The following is a 21,339-nucleotide window of genomic DNA, read 5'->3' as shown; positions in this document are numbered from 1 at the left end:
AACAATCCTGGTTTATGGTTTTTCAGGCTGGTCGGCTTCATTTGCTTACTTTCTTAGCCTCTTCGTCAAGTTTTCTCAAATTGGTAGGGATAGGATTCTCTTTAAGAAGTTTTGCGAAGTACACAAGATTATGTGCCATATATCTTACTGTCCGATTCGTATAAAGGTGCTTGTCTCCCCCTGCCTCTATATAACTGGGCCCGGGACCGGCATCCCCCACCCAGTAGCAGTCCACATTGGGAGGCACGGTACATCCGAGGTGCGTAAGGCTGAAGAGTATGGTTGAGCATACATCGTGTGCTCCGTCCTCGTTTCCCGTAACGATCACTCCTGCAACCTTTCCGTAAAGAGGGTACTGCCCTGTTTCGGGATCTCCTTCCATATATGTCCCATCCAGCCTCTCAATTACCAGCTTGGATACAGAAGAGAGCACCCCAAACCAGATGGGAGTCGCTATAACAAAGATATCGCAGGCTTTGATTTTTTCAAGGATAAAGGGCCATTCATCTCCGTTTCCTTCATCTGAAGAAATTCCGAAGGCTACTTTGTGGTCAACAATCCTTATGACCTCACTCTCAACCCCAAGTTCTTTAAAAATGGTCACAGCCTTGTCCACAAGCGCGCGGGTGTTCGAGACCTGAGGTGATCTTTTCAGTGTGCAGTTCAAAAAAAGTGCCCTCATCGCCATAGTAGATATGTTTCCAAATGCCGTTATATATACGGGGGCGCATAAATGTTCAGCAGTTTTATTCCTTAACTAATCCCTGCGGGACTACTGGTGGACTGCCGAATTCTTTCTCAAGCCACAATTTCTCCTTCTAATGTCATGCTTCACCTTTTGAAGCCATGGTTCGGCTTTTACCAGCCCCTATAGGTTTGGCAGCTTCCAATTTATTAAGGAACACATGGGAGAATAATGGAAGACGGCGACTCATAGATAAGCCAAGTCGAAAACCGGAAAGCTCGAAAAATAGGGATTAAAAAGAAAACAGATTAAAAAGAAAACAGATTAAAAAGAAAACAGATTATAAGAAAAACAGATTAAAAAGAAAAAACCTGAATGAGAAAAAGGAAAGTCCTTAAAGTTTAAGTTCTTTAGCCATTTCCTGGAAAACTTTTCCTTTATCTGTTGTAATGAAAACACCGTTCTCATGTCTGATGAGTTCTTTTTCCTTTAACATTTCAAGGTACTTCTGAGCAATGTTAAAGTTCAGATTTACCTCATACACGATATGTGTTTTCTTTGCCCCGTTCATCGCAACTCTTAAAATGTCTACTGCAATATCTGTCCTGCTTCTTCTCTTCAATACTAACTCCTCCCCCACTGTAGATTCAAAACAATCTTTGTAAGAGTCAACGCTTTCAAAATATATTAAAGCGTATCTTTTTGTAGGTAACAAAGATTCTAATCTTTATCGTTTCCCTTTCTATATAACAATATCAGTATTATATAAAGTATTAAGTTCTAAAATGGAAAGTTTAACCTGCGGTTACTATTCAATAATACAAATATGAGCTACTTCTATATAAAAAAAACTGATCAGTGATGAAAAATAATTTTACTAAAAAAAGATTAGTGGGCCCGCTGAGATTCGAACTCAGGATCCCCGCCGTGTAAAGGCGATGTCATGACCGACTAGACCACGAGCCCAGTTTGCTATTAGTGACATTTTTTAATGATTGCCTCACAAACAGTTGCTTGAAAAGCAACTCCAACATGTCACTAGTTATATATATGTCTTTTGTTCGAAGGAAGACTTCAGAACATTACTAGCAATGAAAAATCATTATATTTCCCCCAGTTATCCTTTCTTACTCCAGATCAAAAGCTGGCGTTTGGGAGACTGAGTTGAAGTATGATCTTAAGCGACATTTTAAGAATATAAAATGTTCTACTTTTGCAGGCATTCTTTCTGTACTTTTTAGAACAGAATTCTTACAAGCAAAATATATTTATACAAGATTAGCATGATGTAGTATGTGAGCGGGTCTCTCTTTTGTAAGATAACCCCAACCCCCCAACACCCCAATTCATACTCCCCAACCCGCTCATACTTGTTTTAACATTACTACTTATTTTGTCTCCTTATATTTTTTTCTTATATTGTGTTATTCATGATACTATCCAGAAGTTACTATTCTCAGGATACTGTTATTCGGTGGAACCGTAAAAACCGATCTATAAAACCATTCAGTTTAATCATTCAGTTTTGCCGGATTCAGGAGGACGTCAGGGTGATATCAGGTAATACTCCATTATCAATTGACCTAAAATTAGTTCCCTTGAGAGAAAATCGCTATCCTGGTCTATATACTGCCTTCCTGAACGAATTTCACTGCTATGGCCCAAAAATCAGTATTTGAACGAAGCTAACTGTTACAACCTGTCAATCAGTCCGCTTGAGCTCAGTTCACTTCTTAACCCATTAATAGTCTGCTTGAGCGCAGCTCACTACTATATCCCAAAATTGGCCCTCTTGAGCGAAGCGAAAAGGGCAGCGTACTGCAGAGCCGCAACTCTGCCGAAACAGACTGCGGACTCCCGAGGCGCAATTCGGGCTGCAGAGCCGCAACTCTGCCGAAACAGACCGCGGACTGTTGCACTTGCAGTGCAACTCCCAGAAAATCTCCGATTTCCTGTAACCCCTAATCAGGATTCGGATGGCTCAGATTTTAGCAAATTTAAGATCAGTACTATTATTTCTTACCTGTGTTTCTTCCAGTATCACCGAGAGCCCTGATATTCTTTGCAGGATTGTGCCTGTTTTCCAGAAGAAAACGATATTGGAGAACAGTTTAAAGACTTAGCAACAATTTGTCTGTAATTATAATATGTTATGAATAAAATCGAAAGCTATTTATAGTATGTAATGACTACTCATGCTAAGTGAGCGGGTCTCTTTTCCATAGTATAACCCCAAACCCATATTCCCCAACTATTCCCCCAACTATTCCCCCAACTCCCCAAGCCCGCTCACGAACTTTTCTCTCGGCTCTTTTCCAGGCTTTGTTCAAAAGTAGCATTATCACCATAACATTTCTTAATTTTGTTAGACTTTTCTCAACCTTGCCTTGCATTATCTCAACTTATCTTAACTTATTCTGCATGTTCTCATATAGGTACCAGGTTCAATGAACGGGAAATATCAGGAAGTCTGTAAAATCACTTTAAATTAGCTGTAAATTAGCCATAAATTAGCTGTAAATTAGCTGTAGATTAACTGTAGATTAACTGTAAATAGAACGAATAAAAAAAGAGAAATTTGCCTGTATGAAGCATGAAATAGGGAAGTAAGTAAGATATTATAAATATATTAAAAAAGTATTTATATCTAAAGTTACATACTAATATTTGTGAGCGGACTCCAGTCCAAACTTCCCAAGCACACCAACAACTTCTTCTTTCATTCAAGCCAACCTATCAGTTCCGCTCACATAAAACTTCAGTTTCTCTTTCGCAGCAGTTAAGCATACTTATAAGCTTCCGAATAGTCTGCCTGGCTGTAAGCCAGCAAAAAATCCGGGGTTCTGTATCCTTTTAAAACTCAAGGAGGGCAAAATAAAAAATCTAAACGTACCTGAGCTCTCCCAAAATAGGAAGTTTTAAGGAAAGTGTGGGCAAACAAAGAAGAACTTTTCCGGATTCTCTGACCCGGAAAAGAAAACTTGCGATTAGTACCTTATAATAATTCAAAAGTCGAAAAGTGTTTTCTGGTTTTTAGGCTCGGCTTTCCTAGCCACATTTCCTGCACTATCCTGCACTCCTTCGGAGGGTGGATCTTTATCAGATATCTTTTGTTTTGAAGGTTCATTGTTAGTCGAATTTTCCATTTTCAAAGGCGCAGAGAAAGTTCTCTGTTCTAAAGATTCGGAAAAGGGTTCCTTTTCCGGCAGAGGGGCGGAAAAAGAAAATAAGTTTTTTTCTGCAAGTTTTGGATCGTCAACCGGTAGATTCCCTGAATTTTCTTTTTTCTCTAAATTTTCTTTTTTCTCTAAATTTTCTTTTTTCTCTAAATTTTCTTTTTTCTCTAAATTTTCTTTTTTTTCGGGGACCCCAGATGAGGTGTCAAATCCCATGTTAAGGGTTTTCTGCTTTCTTTCCGAAGGCCGGAGATCCGGAGGATCAGATTTGCCGGCAATGGACTCCTTTTGAGGTTCTTCTTCCTCCTGAATCATAATGGGGCAGCTGAGGGTTCCCTGCTTGTTGTCCACTGCAGGGGCAGGTGTCTTAAAAAAGTCAGGCTCTTCAGTTTTATCCTTACTTTCATCGAGAAGCTTCTGTGCCTCGTCGTAAATTTTCTGCAACTTTTTGCTTGCCTTTGCACTTCCTGTGAGGTACATCAGCTCTTCAAGCTCAAGCCCGAGATTTGCAGTAACTTCAACTGCAGATTCTTCGTCCTTCAGCATGCGTGAATAAAGCCCGAGAAGGTTGTTCCTGGAATAATGCATAGACTCAAAGCTGTGTTCCCCGATTTTTGATGCAACATTGTCCCGCATATCCCGCTTCGAACGTGTCTGCCCTAACCTTCTCCAGAGTGAAGGCTGCTGGTATTTGATGAAGCCCGGGTACGGCTTTGTCTTCGAAAGGGCGGCCCCGCAGACCATAAGCATGCTGGCATACCTCCACATCCTGTAATTCTGGCGCTTTTTTACGCGTCCCAGATACATGTCAGCTTTTGAAAGGTAGTCAAACCCTGTCCTTATATCTTCGAGATTCCCGTCCTTACGGGCATACTGGATAGGCAAATTTTCATCGATCCAGTGCACGAGGTCTTCAGGACTTTCATCAAGCCCGTATGCCGATTCAAGCGCCTTTTTACAGTCAGTGCTTTTAAAGATCTTCTGCATCGCCTTAAAGATGTTCTCCTTTACATCCCTGCCTGCAGTCCCGATATCTTCAACTTCGAGCTTCTCTTTCCCGCTTGCTGCAGCCTGGAGGTCATTCATGGCACTCCTGAAGTCCCCTCCGGCATTTTCCGCAATCTGCAGGATAGCTTCCTGGCTGCAATAAACTCCCTCAGCCTCACAGACCTTCTTCAAAGCAGGGAGCATGGAACGGCTCTGCACGGACCCGAACTTTATTTCCAGGCAGAGGTTCCGGATCGTTGGTGTTAACCCGTAAATGTCATTTGCAATAAGCACAATCGGCTGAAGTGTGACTTTTATGATCCCGGCAATAGCCCTCATCCCACCCCTGTCTGCAGTCCCATGGATATTATCCGCCTCATCAAGGATGATAAGTCGCTTGCCTCCAAAAAGAGTGTTCATTGATGCTGCAGAGCCAGCAACCTTCTCAATAACCCCTGCAGTCCTCTGGTCGCTTGCATTGAGTTCGATAACATCCCATTCCATGTCCCTGGCCAGAGCATGAGCGCTTGATGTCTTTCCTATCCCTGCAGGCCCGTAAAGGATCACTGCCTTCTGCTCAGGAACCCCGGACTGCCATTCCTCAGCCCATGCCCTGAAATCCTGCACTGCCTTCTTGTTCCCCACGACATCTCCAAGAGTCCGGGGCCGGTATTTTTCAGCCCATTCGATTGCCGACATCATCTTAAACCATATCAATAAGTATAAGTTCTTATCCATAACCCTATCCATTATTATAAAGTTAGGGAGTTGGTAATAGTTTGAATTATAAGGAACTTAAAGACGACAAATATATTAAAGATTGGCTTTCCGGTATCGGTGCAAAGAAGACAACGAGAGAAGGATATACGGATAGTATGAGGGCTTTTACCGAATTTCTGGACAAAACCCCTGAACAAATTATTCTAGAATCGGAAGAAGATATCAGGTCCGGCAAGCTGATGAGAGAAAGGAGGATATTCAATGAATTGAGGGATTTCAGAGAAGACCTTGAATCATCTGGTACTGCTCCGATGTCTATTAAAGCCAGGTTAACAGGCGTCAGAAGTTTTTTCAACTTTTACAATATCACGTTGCCAGTTTTACCAAGATCCGCTACAAGTGCAAGACCTTTGATGGAGAACAGAGCCATACCAGAAAAGGAAGACATTCAAGAAGTACTTGAGGTAGCTGATACTTTAGAGAAAGCATTGGTATTGATGGGGGTTTCAAGTGGTCTTGCAGTGAACGAAATTTCAAACCTAACTGTAAAAAGATTCATGGACGGTTATGATAAAGAAACCGAAATAACAACTCTACATCTGATACGGGAAAAAGTGGGGTATGAATTTTACACTTTCTTAACTCCTGAAGCTTCCAGGGCGGTTTGGGCTTACCTGGAATATCGGGGCAGGACATCTGATAGCAAAGACAAGGTAAGGCAGAACCAGCTACTGAAACAAAGGGTAAGATACGATAGAAGAGGAAATCCTACAGGGTACTTGTTTATTAATCGTGCTATACCTAACGAATATCTGGAAATCAAAAACGAAAGAGAAGCCGAAGAATTAAGAAAGTTAACACCGAAGAGCATACAAAAAACATATAGAGAACTTAATGAAAAAGCAAGGAAGTCGAGTCCGTTCGGGAAACGGAACTTGGTGAGGTCTCACGGTATAAGGAAGTTTTTTAACAGTACAATGTTAGCGAACGGGGCTGAAATTTTCTTTGTGGACTTCTTGATGGGCCATCAAATTGACGGCACACGCGATGCATACTATCGGGCAGATCCAGTTGCACTTAAAAACAAATATGAAAAATACATTCCGTGGTTAACGATTAAAAAGGAACTGAACGTGTCTGAGTCTCCAGAGTACAAAAAGGTGATATCTGAGAATGAAATTCTTGCAAGGGAAACTGCAAAAGCAACTGTAGAAAGAGCTGAGCTGCAGGACCTCAGGAAAAAGATGGAGGCAGTTCCTCAAACCGTGGATGACCAAATTCAAAAACTTATGGAATCCAAACTTGAAGAACTTGTGGAATCCAGGCTTAATGATTTATTGAAAGGAGTAAAGTGAGCAATCACTTTATCATTTATTTGCCTTTTACTTTTTGACTCTTATATCCAAATATGCAATTTTTGATATTATTATGCAAAAAAATATATTATTTATCCATATTTCGTCAAGATAATCCATTTTATTATCATTTTATGCAAAAATATACAATATATAGCGTGGAATGTCCAAACTAAACCCTAATAGGGTTTATTTAGAGGAAATACTTTTATATTTCGTCAACCTATATTTACTGTGTGCAGTGCCTGACACTGCCGGGTATCGGATGTGACAACAAATGGATATAACATACAACGAAATGCGATCTAGGCTGCACGGAAAACGAGTTCAGTTTTGTGTTTCCGTAGACGGTGAGCTGTTTGATAAAATTGAAAAATCCCGAGGGTACATACCCAGAGCAAATTTTGTAGGAGAAATACTTAAGAAAAAATTTTCCGGAGAAAAAGAGCTTGAGTCTCTCTGAACTGGTCTGCCAACCAGTTCAGAGGGTATACTGTTTCCATAATTTTAGCGTTTCATAGTTGTCTATAATTCGTTATAAACAACTATTACCAACAATTAATGGCTCCGACTGCTTATAAAGCTTTCTGGACACAGTATACGCTCTCTTTTTTCTCCTCCTGCTTGGAGGAATAATAATGCAAAATTCAGTAGATAGTGTAAACTCTGGACAAATAAATGCAGAGTCAAGCGATTATATTCCAAAAACGTTTGAGTTAATGCTGAGGATTGAGGCTCTGGCCCAGGAACGGCTGACGCGAATATTAAAGGACATTGCAGACGGCAAAACAACACTTGACGCAGTGAAACGGCAACGGGGGCTGATTTAAACGAGATTAAAAATCAGAAAAATGGGCTCCCAGGTTCCAGACTGGAATCCAAAAACGCAACTCTCTTCATCTATAGGTAGATTTGCAGAGAATTTAAACTTTTCGGCTCACCCTTACAGGAATAGAAAATCCTATTTACTGTATGAGGAGATCTCAACGTGTGGGTACACATGGGGGGATATCGAATGTTCTGATTGTCCTATTCCTAGCCACTGTCCAAATCGGAGGCGGTTGAGGTGAGTTTGACAATTCCGGTGGCTGTCCTGGTTTATCATCGGGATACATTATTTTCTAGCTGGCAGGCCCTTGAGCGACAACAGGAGCTGACCACTGATCCAGAAATTCGTGAGAGGCTGGACCAGATTAATCAGATACTGTTTTCAGCCTGGGTAATGCTCAGATAGGGGGCATAAAAATGCCTTCTGATATTGATGATAAGCTTCGGGAACGATTCAATTTACTGCCTGAGAAAGTTGGAGATGGGACTAATCCTAATGCTCTCAGTCTAGATGAGGAAATTATTGAGGCTATCAGAGTAAACACCGATCTAGAATATGCCTTAAACGTTGATCCAGATACTGTAATTGATCCCGGGAATGCATATAGAAAAATAGCATTTAAATTAGCTCAAGCTGCCTTTGAACCTACAGAAATCAAAAAAATAATATCTGTATATGTTGGCGGGGAGACTTGGGAACAATGGAGTGAGGATGAACAGGAACAAATCATTACTACAAGTACAGAAGCTACAAGATTACTTGAGGAAGAAGCCGGTGAATCAACGAATGACGAATTTTCAAATCTTCCTATTAAGGTAAGGGAATTCACTGTGAATACATATGGAATCTATCAAGAGGTTTCTACTAAATCTTATGTGGGTGAAATCCGTATTTCTTCCACTCCTTGCATCATTACAGCGATAGGTGAAAATGTAGACAATGGGGAAATCCTCTACAAGCTTAAAATCAAGGATATCCGAAACCGTGAAAGGACCCTTTGGAAAACGACAAGTGATCTGATGAAACGGGCTGATGTTACAAAACTTCTTAAGGAAGGGATGCATTTTAAGGAAGCTGATGTTAACAATATCATAGAATATTTTGACATAGTCATAACCCGTAACCGTCACGAACTTCCTTCGTGTTTTGCAGCCTCTGTTAGTGGTTGGAAAAATGATTTTTCATTGTTCGTTGTTGGCAACAGGGGAATTACAGCAGATGGGGAAACTGAGGTATTGTCGCATAATAATCCCACTGCTGAACTGTATACACAGAACGGAGAACTTGACCTGTGGGTACAGGCAGTGAACCAATTAATTAAATATCCTGCTGTTCGTTTTAAACTATATAGTGCATGTGTTCCCCCGCTTCTCAAATGGCTAAACATTAAATCGTTTGTCCAAACACAGCAAACGCCATCAGGACGACTTAAAACAACTATGGGCTTGCTTGCAGCTTCTGTATGGGGAAATCCTGAAAAACTTCAATTAAATGCTGAGTCAACACCTGCAGGGATACAGAAAACCGTTGAATACTGTACGGACCTGCCTTTGTTTGTGGATGAAACGTCTATCACGGATAGAATTAAGGATTTAGTTTACTTAATTGCAAATGGTGTAGGTAGAAGCAAAAGTAATTCCGAAGGCGGCCTTGTAATGCCTTCCACTTGGTCTACTGTTTTGTTATCCACTGGGGAAAAACCCATTCTTCCTGAAAGTGCGTTAACTGGTCAGCAGGTGCGGGTTGTACCTTTAAGGGATGGAGTTTCAGAAAAATTGCCCGCTTTAGAGGTTAAACAAATTCAAAACGCCATAACAACAAATTATGGACATGTTGGGATCCTTTATTTACAGGAGCTATTTAAAGAAAAAGAAAATTTGACTTCTTTATTTAATTCTTTTTTTAGTAGCTTTCCAGTCGTTGAGGATATTACAAGTGATCGAGCCAAAGAGTATTATGCGGCCATAGCTCTTGCTGGATATTTGTTAGAAAGGGTTTTTGAAAAAATGGGTGTTGCAACTGAAAATTCTATGACAATTTGCAAACACTATTTCAATGAAAACGTAATATCAAACTGCTTCATCCCAGATCATATTAGAGCTCTCAGTGCTACATACTCATGGTTTAATGCAAATGAGGTATATTTCCAGGATGAGGACCCTGAGCATCCGCTTAACCATGAACGGTATGGATGGATCAGGGAGGATAAAAAATATGGTACTTGCATTTGTTTTATCCCTGACAAACTAAGCAAATATCTAAACACGGAAATAGGACCGAACACTTTTGAGGCCGTAACAGACGAATGGAAAACTCTAGACATTCTTATCCCTAAAGAGCAGACCGACAGCAAAACAGGCAATGTTGTAAAAATAAAGAAAAACCAAATTAGTGCTAACGGTGGAAAAAAGCAAGTAATTAAGGTACCTTTAGCAAGGTTTGAGGAGTATTTGAGGCTTGAGAAGGAGGATGAGAAGGCAGAGCCTACAGAGGATATTGAATTTGGCAATGATTCTGATAATGGAGTAGACAAGGTGACTGAGGCTCCTCAGATAAACGTAAATGCTCATCCATCTTCCGGAACAGGATTTAACCAAGTCTCTAGTGTTACAGCCGGATTAGATGAAAATATTATAATCCACACGAGTGGAGACGGTACCGGAATCTATGAGCTCATGAATGATCTCGGTCTTTTGGAGGGTGATCAGGGATGACCACTCTCTACTTAGATATTGAGACTGACAACTCCCCAGGCTATAACGGCCTTGATGTCTTCAATGGCAGAATTGTTACTATACAACTCCTCCTCCCCAATGGTAAGACCTACATCATAAAAGACCCTACTCAAATCGATATGGATAAAATAAAGCCTGCTCTTGAGAGCAGCCTCATAGTAGGACACAACCTGAAGTTTGACTGCAAATTCCTCAAGCAACAATTCGGAATTACTCTCAGATACGTCTATGATACTTATATTGCTGAGATAGCCTTATCGGGTGGAGTATACGCTTCTGTCAAGCAAAGGAAGATCCTTAAAATTGGTCTTGGTCTCAAAGATCTTGTGCTCCGCTATTGTGGGGAGCATTTGGAAAAGGAAGAACAGACGGGGTTCAGGTATGGAGTTGACCTTACCACTGAGCAAATTAAGTATGCTGCCTGTGATCTCAAATACCTTCCAGTTATTCATAAACAGCAGATTGCAAAAGCTAAGCAAATAGGGATTGAGAGAACAATAGACATTGAGATGAAATGTCTTCCTGCTATGGTTTGGCTTGAGCTTTCGGGTTTTAAAGTGGATGCAGACCTTATAAAACTTGCTGAAATAGAAGCCACTCAGTCAGTTAAGGAAACAGAGCAGTATATCCTTCGGGAGCTGCAGCCCTGCTGTGACAAGCCTTTGAACCTTAATAGCACTACTCAACTCCTGCCAGTATTGCAGGCTAGAGGCTTTGAGCTTGAGGGAACAGATGAGGACTCACTTGCAAAGTACAACGGAGACCCCTTAATCAAGAATATTCTTGAATACCGAGGCTTAAACAAGTTCCTGAACACCTACATACTGACTGCCTATGACTCTACTGACGAAAAGGGCAACCTAATCAGAGGCTATATCCATCCTGATGAAAGGACTTATGCAACCTTTAACCAGTATGGAACTGAAACCGGCAGGCTCTCAAGCGGGCAGGAGAACATTAAGAAGCTTCCTATTAAAAGCCTTAACCTACAAAACCAGCCTAGGAGAAAGTTTTGCATAGTAAAGGATTCAGACGGAAAAGAGGTTAGTTCCTACAATTGGAGAGACGTTTTCTGTGCTGAAAAAGGGCATAAGCTCGTTGTGTCCGACTATTCACAGATTGAACCTAGGATCATGGCTCAGGTGAGTGGCGACCCTAAGATGATTGCTGCTTACAAAGAAGGTAAGGACCTATATATACTGACGGCAGAGGCTATCTTCGGAATACCCTATGATCAGATCACGAAGGATAGCAAAGAAAGGGAAATTGCCAAGCAAATAACGCTTGGGCTGTGTTACGGTCTTGGTGTGCCTGGCCTCATCAAGAAGCTGAAAACTGACTCAAATATTGATATCACAAAAGCAGAAACAAGTCAATACATAAGGAAATTCAAAGAATCATACCCGGTAGTCTCAAATTTCCTATATCACATTGGAAAGAATGCTGTTAAGGATCTCATGGTTCGGAATGCTTGTGGAAGGGTCAGGAAGTTCCTTCCAGTAAGAACGGATGAAGAATGGAAGATCATAAACCAAGCAAAAAATGCTGTTATTCAATCCTTGAGTGCTGATATTACCAAGATTGCAATGGGAACCATTTTCCTGTTACTTGAACCAAGAGGTATAAAGTTTTGCAATACTGTCCATGATGAGATTATAGTAGAAGCTCCGGAAGAGATTGCAGAAGAAGTCAAAACAATTGTTGAGGAAGAGATGATTAAGGCTGCAAAAATCTTCCTGACAGATGTTCCCTGTAAGGCTGACCCTAATGTATGTGATAGGTGGAAGAAGTAAAAAATGTAGTTAAAACTGAATGGAAAAAGCCGGAGCTTTGTTCTTGATTGACCTTCAATGTGTTGCAGAAACCACGATAGGAGATGTCTGGGAAAAGGATTGAAGCCCATAAATTTATTATTTTTTATATTGTGTTGTTTTTTTCTTGCAGATTTTTCATATTATTTTGAGGATTTTTCTATTTTCTCTGTATTTTACCTTATCCAGATAAGGTATTCAATTTTTACTTTATCCAGCAAAAACAATGAATAGAGACTTTGTGGATAAGGTGGATAAGGTGGATAAGTGTAAAAAAGAGACAAAATTTTTGTGAGAAAAATTCCTGAAACACAGTATATTTTTTTTATAATTAAAGAAGAAAATAATTAGTTTTCTAAAATTTTTCAGATTTTTCTATTCTTTTCGGTGGAAAATAAAATATCAAATTCACCTTATCCACCTTATCCACCTTATCCAGGATGTACACTGTTATTGATTTTACCGGATAAGGTGGAAAAGTTATACTTTATCCACCTTGTCCAGGGAGAAAAACAATATCAGGAGATAGAAGATAAAGATAGATTATTATTATTATTATCATTGTTATTTATTCTCCTGTTATTGTTTTCTTTTACGTTTTTCATTTTTTTGATTCATGGATAAAGTGGTATTTTTTTACTTTATCTGGCTTATCCGCAAAGTCAAAATGCAGTTTAGCCTGGCTATAATCTCTTTTCTGTGCAATCTTCTCCGGGGAAAAAGAAAAATATGCTTTTCATTTTGTAAGCTTCTTGAGGACATACAGGATACTTCTTTTTTGACTCATTTTTCCTTTTTTCAGGTCCAATGTTTTTCTGGACAGGGAAACTGCATGTTTTGAGCACACGAATAGGAAATTCAAAGAATGAAACGTTTTTTCCTGCCCATAATTGACTTTTCAGAACGATTGCCTAGTAGTCCTATCTACCAAGCCAAAAAAATGGCTTAAATCGCTTTAAAATTACTTGGGAAAATATGTAAAAACCTTAAAATGTGCTAAACCCGCCTAGTCCGTTTTTTTGGCTGTTCGGGCGGGCGCGTTTTCTTGGCTTCTGATCAACCCATATATGAATATATATAGCGTCAATTTTAACCAATTTTTATTTACAATTATTTGTGTTTGTTTCACCGAATTTACTAATTTTGTTTCCATTTATTGATTTTTATTCTATGTATCAAATGCTTATTTTGCATATTATTGATTTTTATATGCATTTATATCTATTTATACACAAATATTGCAAAAAAATATATATACTTATATTACCTATACGCCTAGTATGCGAAAAAGATACGGGAGTGCTCCAAAACCAGAAAATAAGGTAGCGAAACGAGCGGTCATGTGTTTCAAATGCAAAAGGGTTTTTTTATCCGGTGCTGTTAAGCCATTATGCGGAAAATGTGGTTCACGCCGGATCATTGAATATTCTGCTGTCTCAGGGAGTATTGATGCTCTCCAGATCAGAGGAAGCATAGAGGAAATGATTTTGATGATCCGGAGGCATGAAGCCAGATTATTAAAATTTGAACAAATGTTGGAAATCCAAAAGTCAAGATTGGACGAACTCTCAAAGGGAATGAAAGAAACTTCTCTTTCCTCTACTCCTAAAAAAACCAGGCCCGGAGAACACCAAGGTCCTCTCAGAATGAAAACAGAAGAACTAAAACCAGAAACCAGTCAGGAGAAACGCTGGAGGGAATGGGATCAAAGCATGAAACAGAACCTAAAAAAAATAAATTCGCATTCTCTCAGATCAGTCTCAACAAGGACCTCAAAAAACCAAATGTAACCGGATCAAGTCCGGTAAACTCATTTTTCCTTTTGCCGCTGCTTCCATTTTCCTGACATGTAATACAGATTTTTGTAATTTTCAGACACTTCTGGGAGAGTCGGACTCTGATCAGCATATCTTTTTTTACTTGTTTTAGTTTGCACGTTGAATGATTCTAGGAGCTGTCTGGTCCTTTCGATTTCAGTGAGTACAGAGATCTTGTGCTGTGCTTCCAAAAGTTTGAGAAATTGTGCATAGGCTAGTTTCTGATCTTTTTCGTTTGCAGTGGGCAGAAACTCTTCTAAAAGAGTTTTTACCCTGTAATACTCCTCTTTGATAGCATCCAGGCTTTTTCCTTCTTCCAAGTCCACAGGGATAATTCCTTTTCTTTTCAGTACTTCTTCCCCTTCCCAGAGACCTGTTTGTTTTGAGCTTTTCTGGATCGGTCTCAATGTGAGATGAAATAGTATCAGTTGAAGTAAATTATACTTACTCACAACTATTTTCACACTTTCACTGTGAGTATTCCCCACGAAAGACATCTGGAGCCGCCCTCTACTATCGAATCCTAAATACGCTTTGGCTTTACAGAGTACAGATTGCTGATAGTGCCCTCCTCGCCTGCTTTTGAAATAAATAGCTGCAGGAGTAGAAGCTATGTAACCTCTTTTAGATAATTCAGGAGTGTTCATTCTCGTTCTCCTCTTTTTCTTTCTTCTCTTCCTGCTCTATTTTCACAAACAGCTCAGTTAAAGCAATGCCGGCCGCATCACTCGCTGATGAAAACAGCTTCCCCTTCCCTACATACTTAGCCAATTTGTTTTTTAAATAAGGGCTAATAGTGACTGTAATTCTGTCCTTGTTGCTCATATGCTTACTATAGTAAGCAAACATATATATACTTTTGAGCTGTATACAAAAGTGCATACTATAATATGCAAATAATACGCAATTAATGGAGTGAGGAAAAAATGAAAAATTTAAATTACGAAATGATTGAAATGCGTTTTTCGAGCAGCAGTTCAACATCTTTTAACACTCTGGAAAAAACGTCTACGTTCCTCCGCATCGTTTCAGATAAGTCTGTACCTGCAGACCATGAAGACAATTGTATAGTGGTCCCAAGGCAGGTCTTTGAATTTTTCTGTTCCATAATTGAAAACGGGAAAGTCGCCTCCGTTAATTCTCTATCTGCGACCCTCAAAGATGGCTCTGTGATTTTTTCTGGAAACATTTAAGAGGGGATGAAAATGGAAACAACTTATCGAATCTATCACGAAGAGCCCCCTGAGTACTTTGAAGAGTTAATACGAAAACAGGAGGCCACAAAAAAACTACTTCATGCACTATTGATTCAACCTGAGACAATCGAATCCTTTAAAATCCTTTATGGGATTGAAATTTTACCCGAAGTCGTAGAAATAACCAGAATTGATTTAGAAGGTTCCCCTGATCCAGAAGACGGCCCTGACCCAGTAAACGGTTTTGATGACGAGTTTGAGAGTGAATTTGAACTTGGAATGTATCAGCATTTTGAAGATAATACTGATTTAGAAGATGAAGGTGAACTGGAAGATTGCGAACCGGAAGACTTCTTTTTCAACGGTGTAGCGTTCAGAAGGTACGTTTTATTCGTTGCAAAACTGAACGAAAATAGCTCATATCAGATAGAATATGCCAGTGAGTTAGTAAATGAGCACATTTCTCTAGTCATTAGACCAACAGAATATAGTATTGATTTCACGAAGCCTATGTCTTCATAATATTCAGGAGGTTGGAAAGATGTCGGGTAATATCCCTAATTTTCCTCTTGAATCAATGTTCTTGGAATCGTGCAAAACACGTACGATTCCTCCACAAATTTTGAAAACTTTCAAAAAAATCAAATTTGTGACCAAGAAGAGCGAATCAAAGGGAGTGATATTAGAGTTGTCTGTTTTGGTAATTTGCATCCATCCTGATCAATACAAGAATATAATGAATGTATTCACCCGGAAAAACATGCGCAGAGATCAGAGCAAAGAGATCTGCCCCTAAGGAAACGTTTAAAAATTTAGTTTTTCAAGCCATTTAGGGCAAATTTTTTTAGTTTTTTCCTTATGTACCTGAGAATTTTCTATGAAAACGGTATGATTAGTGGGTACTAATCAAACTAAAAGATAACAGGTCAGACTATATAAAAACAAGACATGATACAAGATAAAAAACAAGACAAATTCGAAGGTCTAAGTTTGGTGGAAATAAAATGAAAATAAAAACCTCACTGTCTAAAAGAGGTAACTCAAATTCCTTCATTACAACTGTCCCAAGGAACTTATTGTTTCTTAGGGGAATCGACGTCACAAAAGGAAAAACTAAAGTTGTATGGGATATTGATTTAAAAACTGGAAAGTTTATTGTTGACTTTGAAAAAATTGAAGAGCAAAAAAGAAAATAAACAGGTAAATGGAATAAGGAAAATGGGTATTTACCAAGTTACTCATTGTTTAATAGAATTTATGTGGTTATCTACTTTTCATGTAACTTTTTATTTTCCTGTTCACATACTAGTACTGCGATTCTAAAGTATATTCCCAATCCTGGCTTTTGAATAGATCTATGGATCAATGAATTTTCCGTTAAGTAAGGGACTTATTTTGGAATCGATGCACTAGGTCGTACTTTTAACCTTTTAGAAATTAAATAACTCATTTTTTGTAATTATCTAGTCGTTTCAAATCATATAATTTTATATAAAAAGATTGCTAAATTTTTTCTTTAAATCACTGAACCTTTATAGAATGAAAAGTTATAACAATATTAAATCTCTTTAGGCGAAAAAACTTATAAAAGAAACAATTTGGTTTTGTCATCACATATAATAACATTTAGTACATTAATTATTAAAAATACAATATAGTTTAGAGAATAGACATCTTAAAAAAGGTGAAACCTAACATAGTTTTTGCATCTTCAGATACTCAAAAGAAAGTAAATGATTAGTGGTCTTTCCCATTTATCAGAAACTTGAATAATGGCATTAAGGGGCGGAGATGTCAAAGTCAATCCTAGATAAAGTAAAACAATCTCTTGAGTCCGCAGAAGACTTGTATCATAGGCTCATTTTAGTGGTTGGGAAGCCTGGATCGGGTAAAACCACCGTTCTTCGTGATGTTGCATCTCTATTTGATATCCCAATTATTAATGTAAATCTGGAACTTTCATCGAAGTTACTTGACTTGACAGAAAAACAGCGCGCTATTAGCCTCCCAAAAATTCTCTATGAAATTACCAAAACAGACAACTCTATCTTAATCCTTGATAACCTCGAGATACTTTTTGATAAAGAAATGAAACAGGATCCTCTGCGTCTCCTTGAGGGGATATCCAGAAATAATACCGTGGTTGCTTCCTGGAACGGGTCAGCAGAGGGAAAAAAACTTAGATATGCCGAAGCAGGCCACCCTGAATATCTGAATTACGACCATGTAGACACATTGATCGTGAGTATGGACGGCACGGCAACAGTCGATTTGGCAGAATAAACCAGAGAGGCAAAGAAAGCATGAAATATGGAGATCTTATCCAGTTTGACCCTATTGAATCAGTGGTTCAACTGCGTGATGCAGACAAATCAAGTGCTGCACGCCATTTAGTCAATACTTATGTCATTTCAGAAGAAATGGCGGAAAGGCTAATCGAACTTGTCATTCCACAGCTGCAGTTCGATCGGCCTGTAGACAATAAGGGGATACTTGTTGTCGGCAATTACGGTACCGGTAAATCACATTTGATGTCAGTAGTATCCAGTATTGCTGAAGATGCTTCTCTGCTGGAAGCCCTGCACCATGAAGGAGTATCCGATGCTTCAAGGCAGATTGCCGGTCGGTTCAAAGTGATTCGTACCGAAATTGGTGCGACAACTATGTCTTTGCGCGACATTCTGGTTGCCGAACTGGAAGAAAATCTTGACAAATTTGGTGTGGATTACATCTTCCCTGATATGGACACTATCAGTAGCCACAAGCGAGCTTTTGAGGAGATGATGTCTGCTTTTCATCAGGTTTACCCTGACAGGGGTCTTCTACTAATTGTTGACGAACTTCTTGATTATCTGCGTTCCCGTAAAGATCAGGAACTAATTCTTGACCTGAATTTCCTTCGAGAGATTGGAGAAGTCTGCAAAGACCTCCGCCTCCGCTTTGTGGCTGGTGTTCAGGAAGCTATTTTTGACAGCCCTCGTTTTGCTTTTGTTGCCGATAGCATTCGCCGGGTCAAAGACCGTTTCGAGCAGATCCTGATTGTCCGCAGTGATGTTAAATTCGTTGTAGCTGAACGTCTGCTCAAGAAAAATGCCGAACAACAGGCGAAGATTAGGGACTATCTGACACCTTTCGCGAAGTATTATGGAAATCTCAATGAACGGATGGATGAGTTTGTTCGCCTTTTCCCAGTACATCCTGATTACATCGACACCTTTGAAAGGGTAACTGCGGTTGAAAAACGCGAGGTGTTAAAGACCCTCTCTTTGGAAATGAAAAACATCATGGCCAAAGAAGTACCGATAGATCAACCCGGGCTGATTGCCTATGATCGTTACTGGAACACCCTGAATCAAAATTCCTCTTTCCGTTCAGTTCCCGAGATCCGGGCTGTGATAGACTGCAGCCAAGTCCTAGAATCCCGTATCCAGCAGGCTTTTACACGACCTCTCTATCAGCCAATGGCCCTGCGCTTAATCCACGCTCTTTCGGTGCATCGCCTCACCACCGGAGACATTTATTCCCCTCTTGGCGCAACAGCGGAAGAACTACGAGACAGTCTCTGCCTTTTTGAACCTATGATTGCCGAGATGGGCAGTGAAGAACCCGAAAAAGACCTTCAAACTCATGTGGAAACTGTCCTGCGCGAAATCCACAAGACGGTCAGTGGGCAGTTCATCTCTTTTAATTCAGAAAACGGCCAAGTTTACCTGGACCTTAAAAAAACAGACGACTTTGATGCTCTGATTGATAAAAGAGCCGAGAGCCTGGATGACTCCAAATTAGACAGCTTTTACTATGAAGCACTCAAGAGAGTGATGGAATGTCAGGACGCAACTTATACCAATGGCTATAAGATCTGGCAGCATGAACTGGAGTGGCAGGAACACAGGGCAGCACGCACTGGTTACCTGTTCTTTGGTGCACCTAACGAGCGCTCTACTGCTGTTCCACAGAGAGATTTCTACCTCTATTTCATCCAGCCGAATGATCCACCTCGGTTCAAGGATAAAAAAAAGAGTGATGAAGTATTTTTCCAATTGAAGACAACTGATGAAGAATTCCATATAGCACTCAAGAGCTATGCAGCTGCCTTGGACCTTGCAGGCACTTCCTCCGGCCATGCCAAAGCCACCTATGAGTCCAAAGCGAATGGGTTCCTGAAGAAGCTGGTTCAATGGCTGCAGAAGCACATGAATAATGCTTTCGAAGTAACTTATCAGGGACGTAGCAGGACTATGGTTGAGTGGGCAAAAGGAACTTCTATTCGAAGCCAGTCCCCTCACGAATCCATCAACTTCCGAGACATGGTGAATTCCATTGCAGGTTTTTGTCTGGCTCCACATTTTACAGACCAGGCACCCGATTATCCGTTTTTCTCAGTGCTGATCACAGGCAGCAACCGGCAGCAGGCAGCTCAGGATGCTTTGCGAGTCATTGCCAGGCAAAACCGCACCAAACAGGCAACATCTGTGCTGGATGCCCTGGAACTGCTGGATGGAGAGAGGATCGATCCTCATAGGTCCAGATACGCCAGTTACATTCTCGACGCATTCAAGACCAAGGGCCCCGGGCAAGTGGTAAACCACAGTGAGATAATTCTGGACGACCATGGGCTGGAATACATGAACCCCGAAGCGGCTCGGTTGGAACCGGAATGGGCAGTGGTAATCCTGACTGCGCTCGTTTATTCCGGGGACATAGTGCTTGCTATCCCCGGGGACAAATTTGACGCTACAAAACTCCAGAAACTGGCAGCAACTTCAATGGATGAGCTTATCCGATTCAAACATCTGGAACAGCCAAAGGAATGGAACCTTCCGGCGCTCAAAGCGCTGTTCGAGTTGCTCGGGATGACTCCGGGAAAGGCCCAGCTCATCGCCCAGGGTAAGGATGAACCTGTGCAGGACCTCCAGCAGGAGGTGGGAAAAATGGTCAAACGCATCGTCATGACCCAGCAGACCCTTCGTGACGGCCTCTCTTTTTGGGGCATGGATTTGCTTGTAGGAACTGACCTGTCTTCTAAGGCAGGTGGGCTGGACGAAGCAAAGAATTTCTTCGAATCCCTGCAGGCCTATTCAACACCTGGAAAACTCAAGAATTTCCGTTACAGTGCCCAGGAAGTCATGTCCCATGAAAAAGCAGTCAAAGCGCTGGACGAACTGAATTCCCTGCGTGAGTTCGTGATGGACTATGGCCCAACCGCTGCCTGGATCACCACAGCCGAATCGATACTGCCTGCAGACCATGAGTGGGTGGACCGTATAAAGACCACCCGGCAGGATATCCTTGACAGCTTAAAACAGGCGGATCTATCAAGGCTACCAGTCCAATCCAAGGATATTTCAGCAAAACTGCAGCAGCTTAAGAAAGACTATACTACCGCCTACATTGCTCTGCATACTAGGGCTCGTCTGGGAGTCAATGAAGAAAAAAGGAAAGTGGCACTCTTACATGACCCGCGTTTTAAGACACTGCTTAAACTGGCCGGGGTCGAATTGATGCCCAGGAAACAACTTACTGATTTCCAGAATATACTTGGTGATCTGAAGGAATGTTCTTATTTAACCGAGAAGAAGCTTGACTCTAACCCCGTATGCTCGCATTGCAACTTCCGTCCCTCAGTAGAAAAAGTCGAGATTGCAGTTTCTCAGGTTATCGATCAGATGGAGATCCGGCCCGACACCCTGCTCAAAGACTGGACCAGCACTATCCTGAGCAACCTTGAGGACCCAATCACCCGGGAAAATATGAGCCTTCTCAAGAGCGATGAGCGTGAACAGCTAGAAGCCTTCCTTAAATCCCGGAAACTGTCGATACCACTGGACAACGATTTTGTCAGTGCTTTACAGGAAGTTTTTTCAGGCCTAGTAAAGGTAACTTGCAAAATGCAGGACTTGCAAAATGCACTGAAGGTAACATCCAGTCCGGCCACCCCCGCGGAGATGAAAAAACGGTTTGAAGAATATATTGACCAGCTTACCAAGGGCAATGACCAGGCCAAAGTGAGGATAGTGATGGAGTAAGA

The 21,339-nt window shown here is 40.6% G+C and carries 17 protein-coding genes and 1 tRNA gene; 11 read left to right on the top strand and 7 right to left on the bottom strand.

What is annotated here, in order from left to right; translation table 11 throughout:
- Nucleotides 1-37: 37 nt before the first annotated feature.
- The 5 genes from ACSAZL_RS07835 to ACSAZL_RS07815 all read right to left on the bottom strand — a co-directional run bounded on the left by ACSAZL_RS07835 (nucleotide 38) and on the right by ACSAZL_RS07815 (nucleotide 5,550).
- Nucleotides 38-688, bottom strand: coding sequence for a flavodoxin family protein (locus ACSAZL_RS07835; RefSeq protein WP_440948133.1), 651 nt, complete (start codon nucleotides 686-688; stop codon nucleotides 38-40).
- Nucleotides 689-1,079: 391 nt separating this feature from the next.
- Nucleotides 1,080-1,400, bottom strand: coding sequence for a winged helix-turn-helix domain-containing protein (locus tag ACSAZL_RS07830; RefSeq protein ID WP_440948132.1), 321 nt, complete (start codon nucleotides 1,398-1,400; stop codon nucleotides 1,080-1,082).
- A 177-nt stretch (nucleotides 1,401-1,577) separates the two neighbouring features.
- Nucleotides 1,578-1,651: transfer RNA gene (locus ACSAZL_RS07825), tRNA-Val, on the bottom strand.
- Between the two features lie 1,232 nt (nucleotides 1,652-2,883).
- A complete protein-coding gene (locus ACSAZL_RS07820) occupies nucleotides 2,884-3,078 on the bottom strand; it encodes a hypothetical protein (protein WP_440948131.1) in 195 nt (64 codons plus the stop codon).
- Nucleotides 3,079-3,690: 612 nt separating this feature from the next.
- Nucleotides 3,691-5,550, bottom strand: a complete 1,860-nt coding sequence (locus ACSAZL_RS07815; RefSeq protein WP_440948805.1) for a replication factor C large subunit — start codon at nucleotides 5,548-5,550, stop codon at nucleotides 3,691-3,693.
- A 77-nt stretch (nucleotides 5,551-5,627) separates the two neighbouring features.
- On the opposite strand from ACSAZL_RS07815, the gene ACSAZL_RS07810 reads away from it, so the two are divergent.
- The 6 genes from ACSAZL_RS07810 (at nucleotide 5,628) to ACSAZL_RS07785 (ending at nucleotide 14,088) form a co-directional block, all read left to right on the top strand.
- Complete coding sequence (locus ACSAZL_RS07810; protein ID WP_440948130.1) at nucleotides 5,628-6,923, top strand: tyrosine-type recombinase/integrase; 1,296 nt, start codon at nucleotides 5,628-5,630, stop codon at nucleotides 6,921-6,923.
- A 638-nt stretch (nucleotides 6,924-7,561) separates the two neighbouring features.
- Nucleotides 7,562-7,753 (top strand): hypothetical protein, encoded by a 192-nt coding sequence (locus ACSAZL_RS07805; RefSeq protein WP_440948129.1) that lies wholly within the window; start codon nucleotides 7,562-7,564, stop codon nucleotides 7,751-7,753.
- Nucleotides 7,754-7,989: 236 nt separating this feature from the next.
- Nucleotides 7,990-8,157, top strand: a complete 168-nt coding sequence (locus ACSAZL_RS07800) for a hypothetical protein (protein ID WP_440948128.1) — start codon at nucleotides 7,990-7,992, stop codon at nucleotides 8,155-8,157.
- Between the two features lie 11 nt (nucleotides 8,158-8,168).
- Nucleotides 8,169-10,466, top strand: coding sequence for a DUF927 domain-containing protein (locus ACSAZL_RS07795; protein ID WP_440948127.1), 2,298 nt, complete (start codon nucleotides 8,169-8,171; stop codon nucleotides 10,464-10,466).
- Nucleotides 10,463-12,280, top strand: a complete 1,818-nt coding sequence (locus ACSAZL_RS07790; protein ID WP_440948126.1) for a DNA polymerase — start codon at nucleotides 10,463-10,465, stop codon at nucleotides 12,278-12,280. Before ACSAZL_RS07795 ends, ACSAZL_RS07790 begins: the two co-directional genes overlap by 4 nt.
- A 1,298-nt stretch (nucleotides 12,281-13,578) precedes the next feature.
- Nucleotides 13,579-14,088 carry a hypothetical protein gene (locus tag ACSAZL_RS07785; RefSeq protein ID WP_440948125.1) on the top strand — a complete coding sequence of 170 codons (510 nt, stop codon included), beginning with the start codon at nucleotides 13,579-13,581 and terminating at the stop codon, nucleotides 14,086-14,088.
- 20 nt (nucleotides 14,089-14,108) lie between these two features.
- Here ACSAZL_RS07785 and ACSAZL_RS07780 read toward each other — a convergent pair whose 3' ends face one another.
- Together ACSAZL_RS07780 and ACSAZL_RS07775 are read right to left on the bottom strand one after the other, a co-directional pair.
- Complete coding sequence (locus ACSAZL_RS07780) at nucleotides 14,109-14,762, bottom strand: hypothetical protein (protein WP_440948124.1); 654 nt, start codon at nucleotides 14,760-14,762, stop codon at nucleotides 14,109-14,111.
- Nucleotides 14,749-14,940 (bottom strand): hypothetical protein, encoded by a 192-nt coding sequence (locus ACSAZL_RS07775; protein WP_440948123.1) that lies wholly within the window; start codon nucleotides 14,938-14,940, stop codon nucleotides 14,749-14,751. Before ACSAZL_RS07775 ends, ACSAZL_RS07780 begins: the two co-directional genes overlap by 14 nt.
- Before the next feature lie 101 nt (nucleotides 14,941-15,041).
- Between ACSAZL_RS07775 and ACSAZL_RS07770 the strand changes: the two genes are divergently transcribed.
- The 5 genes from ACSAZL_RS07770 (at nucleotide 15,042) to ACSAZL_RS07750 (ending at nucleotide 21,337) form a co-directional block, all read left to right on the top strand.
- Nucleotides 15,042-15,308: a hypothetical protein gene (locus ACSAZL_RS07770; RefSeq protein WP_440948122.1), complete on the top strand. Its 267-nt coding sequence runs from the start codon at nucleotides 15,042-15,044 to the stop codon at nucleotides 15,306-15,308.
- A gap of 12 nt (nucleotides 15,309-15,320) precedes the next feature.
- Nucleotides 15,321-15,833 carry a hypothetical protein gene (locus tag ACSAZL_RS07765; protein ID WP_440948121.1) on the top strand — a complete coding sequence of 171 codons (513 nt, stop codon included), beginning with the start codon at nucleotides 15,321-15,323 and terminating at the stop codon, nucleotides 15,831-15,833.
- Between the two features lie 482 nt (nucleotides 15,834-16,315).
- Nucleotides 16,316-16,507, top strand: a complete 192-nt coding sequence (locus tag ACSAZL_RS07760) for a hypothetical protein (RefSeq protein ID WP_148705384.1) — start codon at nucleotides 16,316-16,318, stop codon at nucleotides 16,505-16,507.
- A 595-nt stretch (nucleotides 16,508-17,102) separates the two neighbouring features.
- Nucleotides 17,103-17,594, top strand: a complete 492-nt coding sequence (gene brxF, locus ACSAZL_RS07755) for a BREX-3 system P-loop-containing protein BrxF (protein WP_440948120.1) — start codon at nucleotides 17,103-17,105, stop codon at nucleotides 17,592-17,594.
- Nucleotides 17,595-17,614: 20 nt separating this feature from the next.
- A complete protein-coding gene (locus tag ACSAZL_RS07750) occupies nucleotides 17,615-21,337 on the top strand; it encodes a DUF6079 family protein (protein ID WP_440948119.1) in 3,723 nt (1,240 codons plus the stop codon).
- Nucleotides 21,338-21,339 lie beyond the last annotated feature (2 nt).

Source organism: Methanosarcina mangrovi, assembly GCF_052057765.1.
GTDB lineage: Archaea > Halobacteriota > Methanosarcinia > Methanosarcinales > Methanosarcinaceae > Methanosarcina.
Note: the sequence above shows the minus strand (reverse complement) of the source record. Positions and strands in the feature narration are given on the sequence as shown.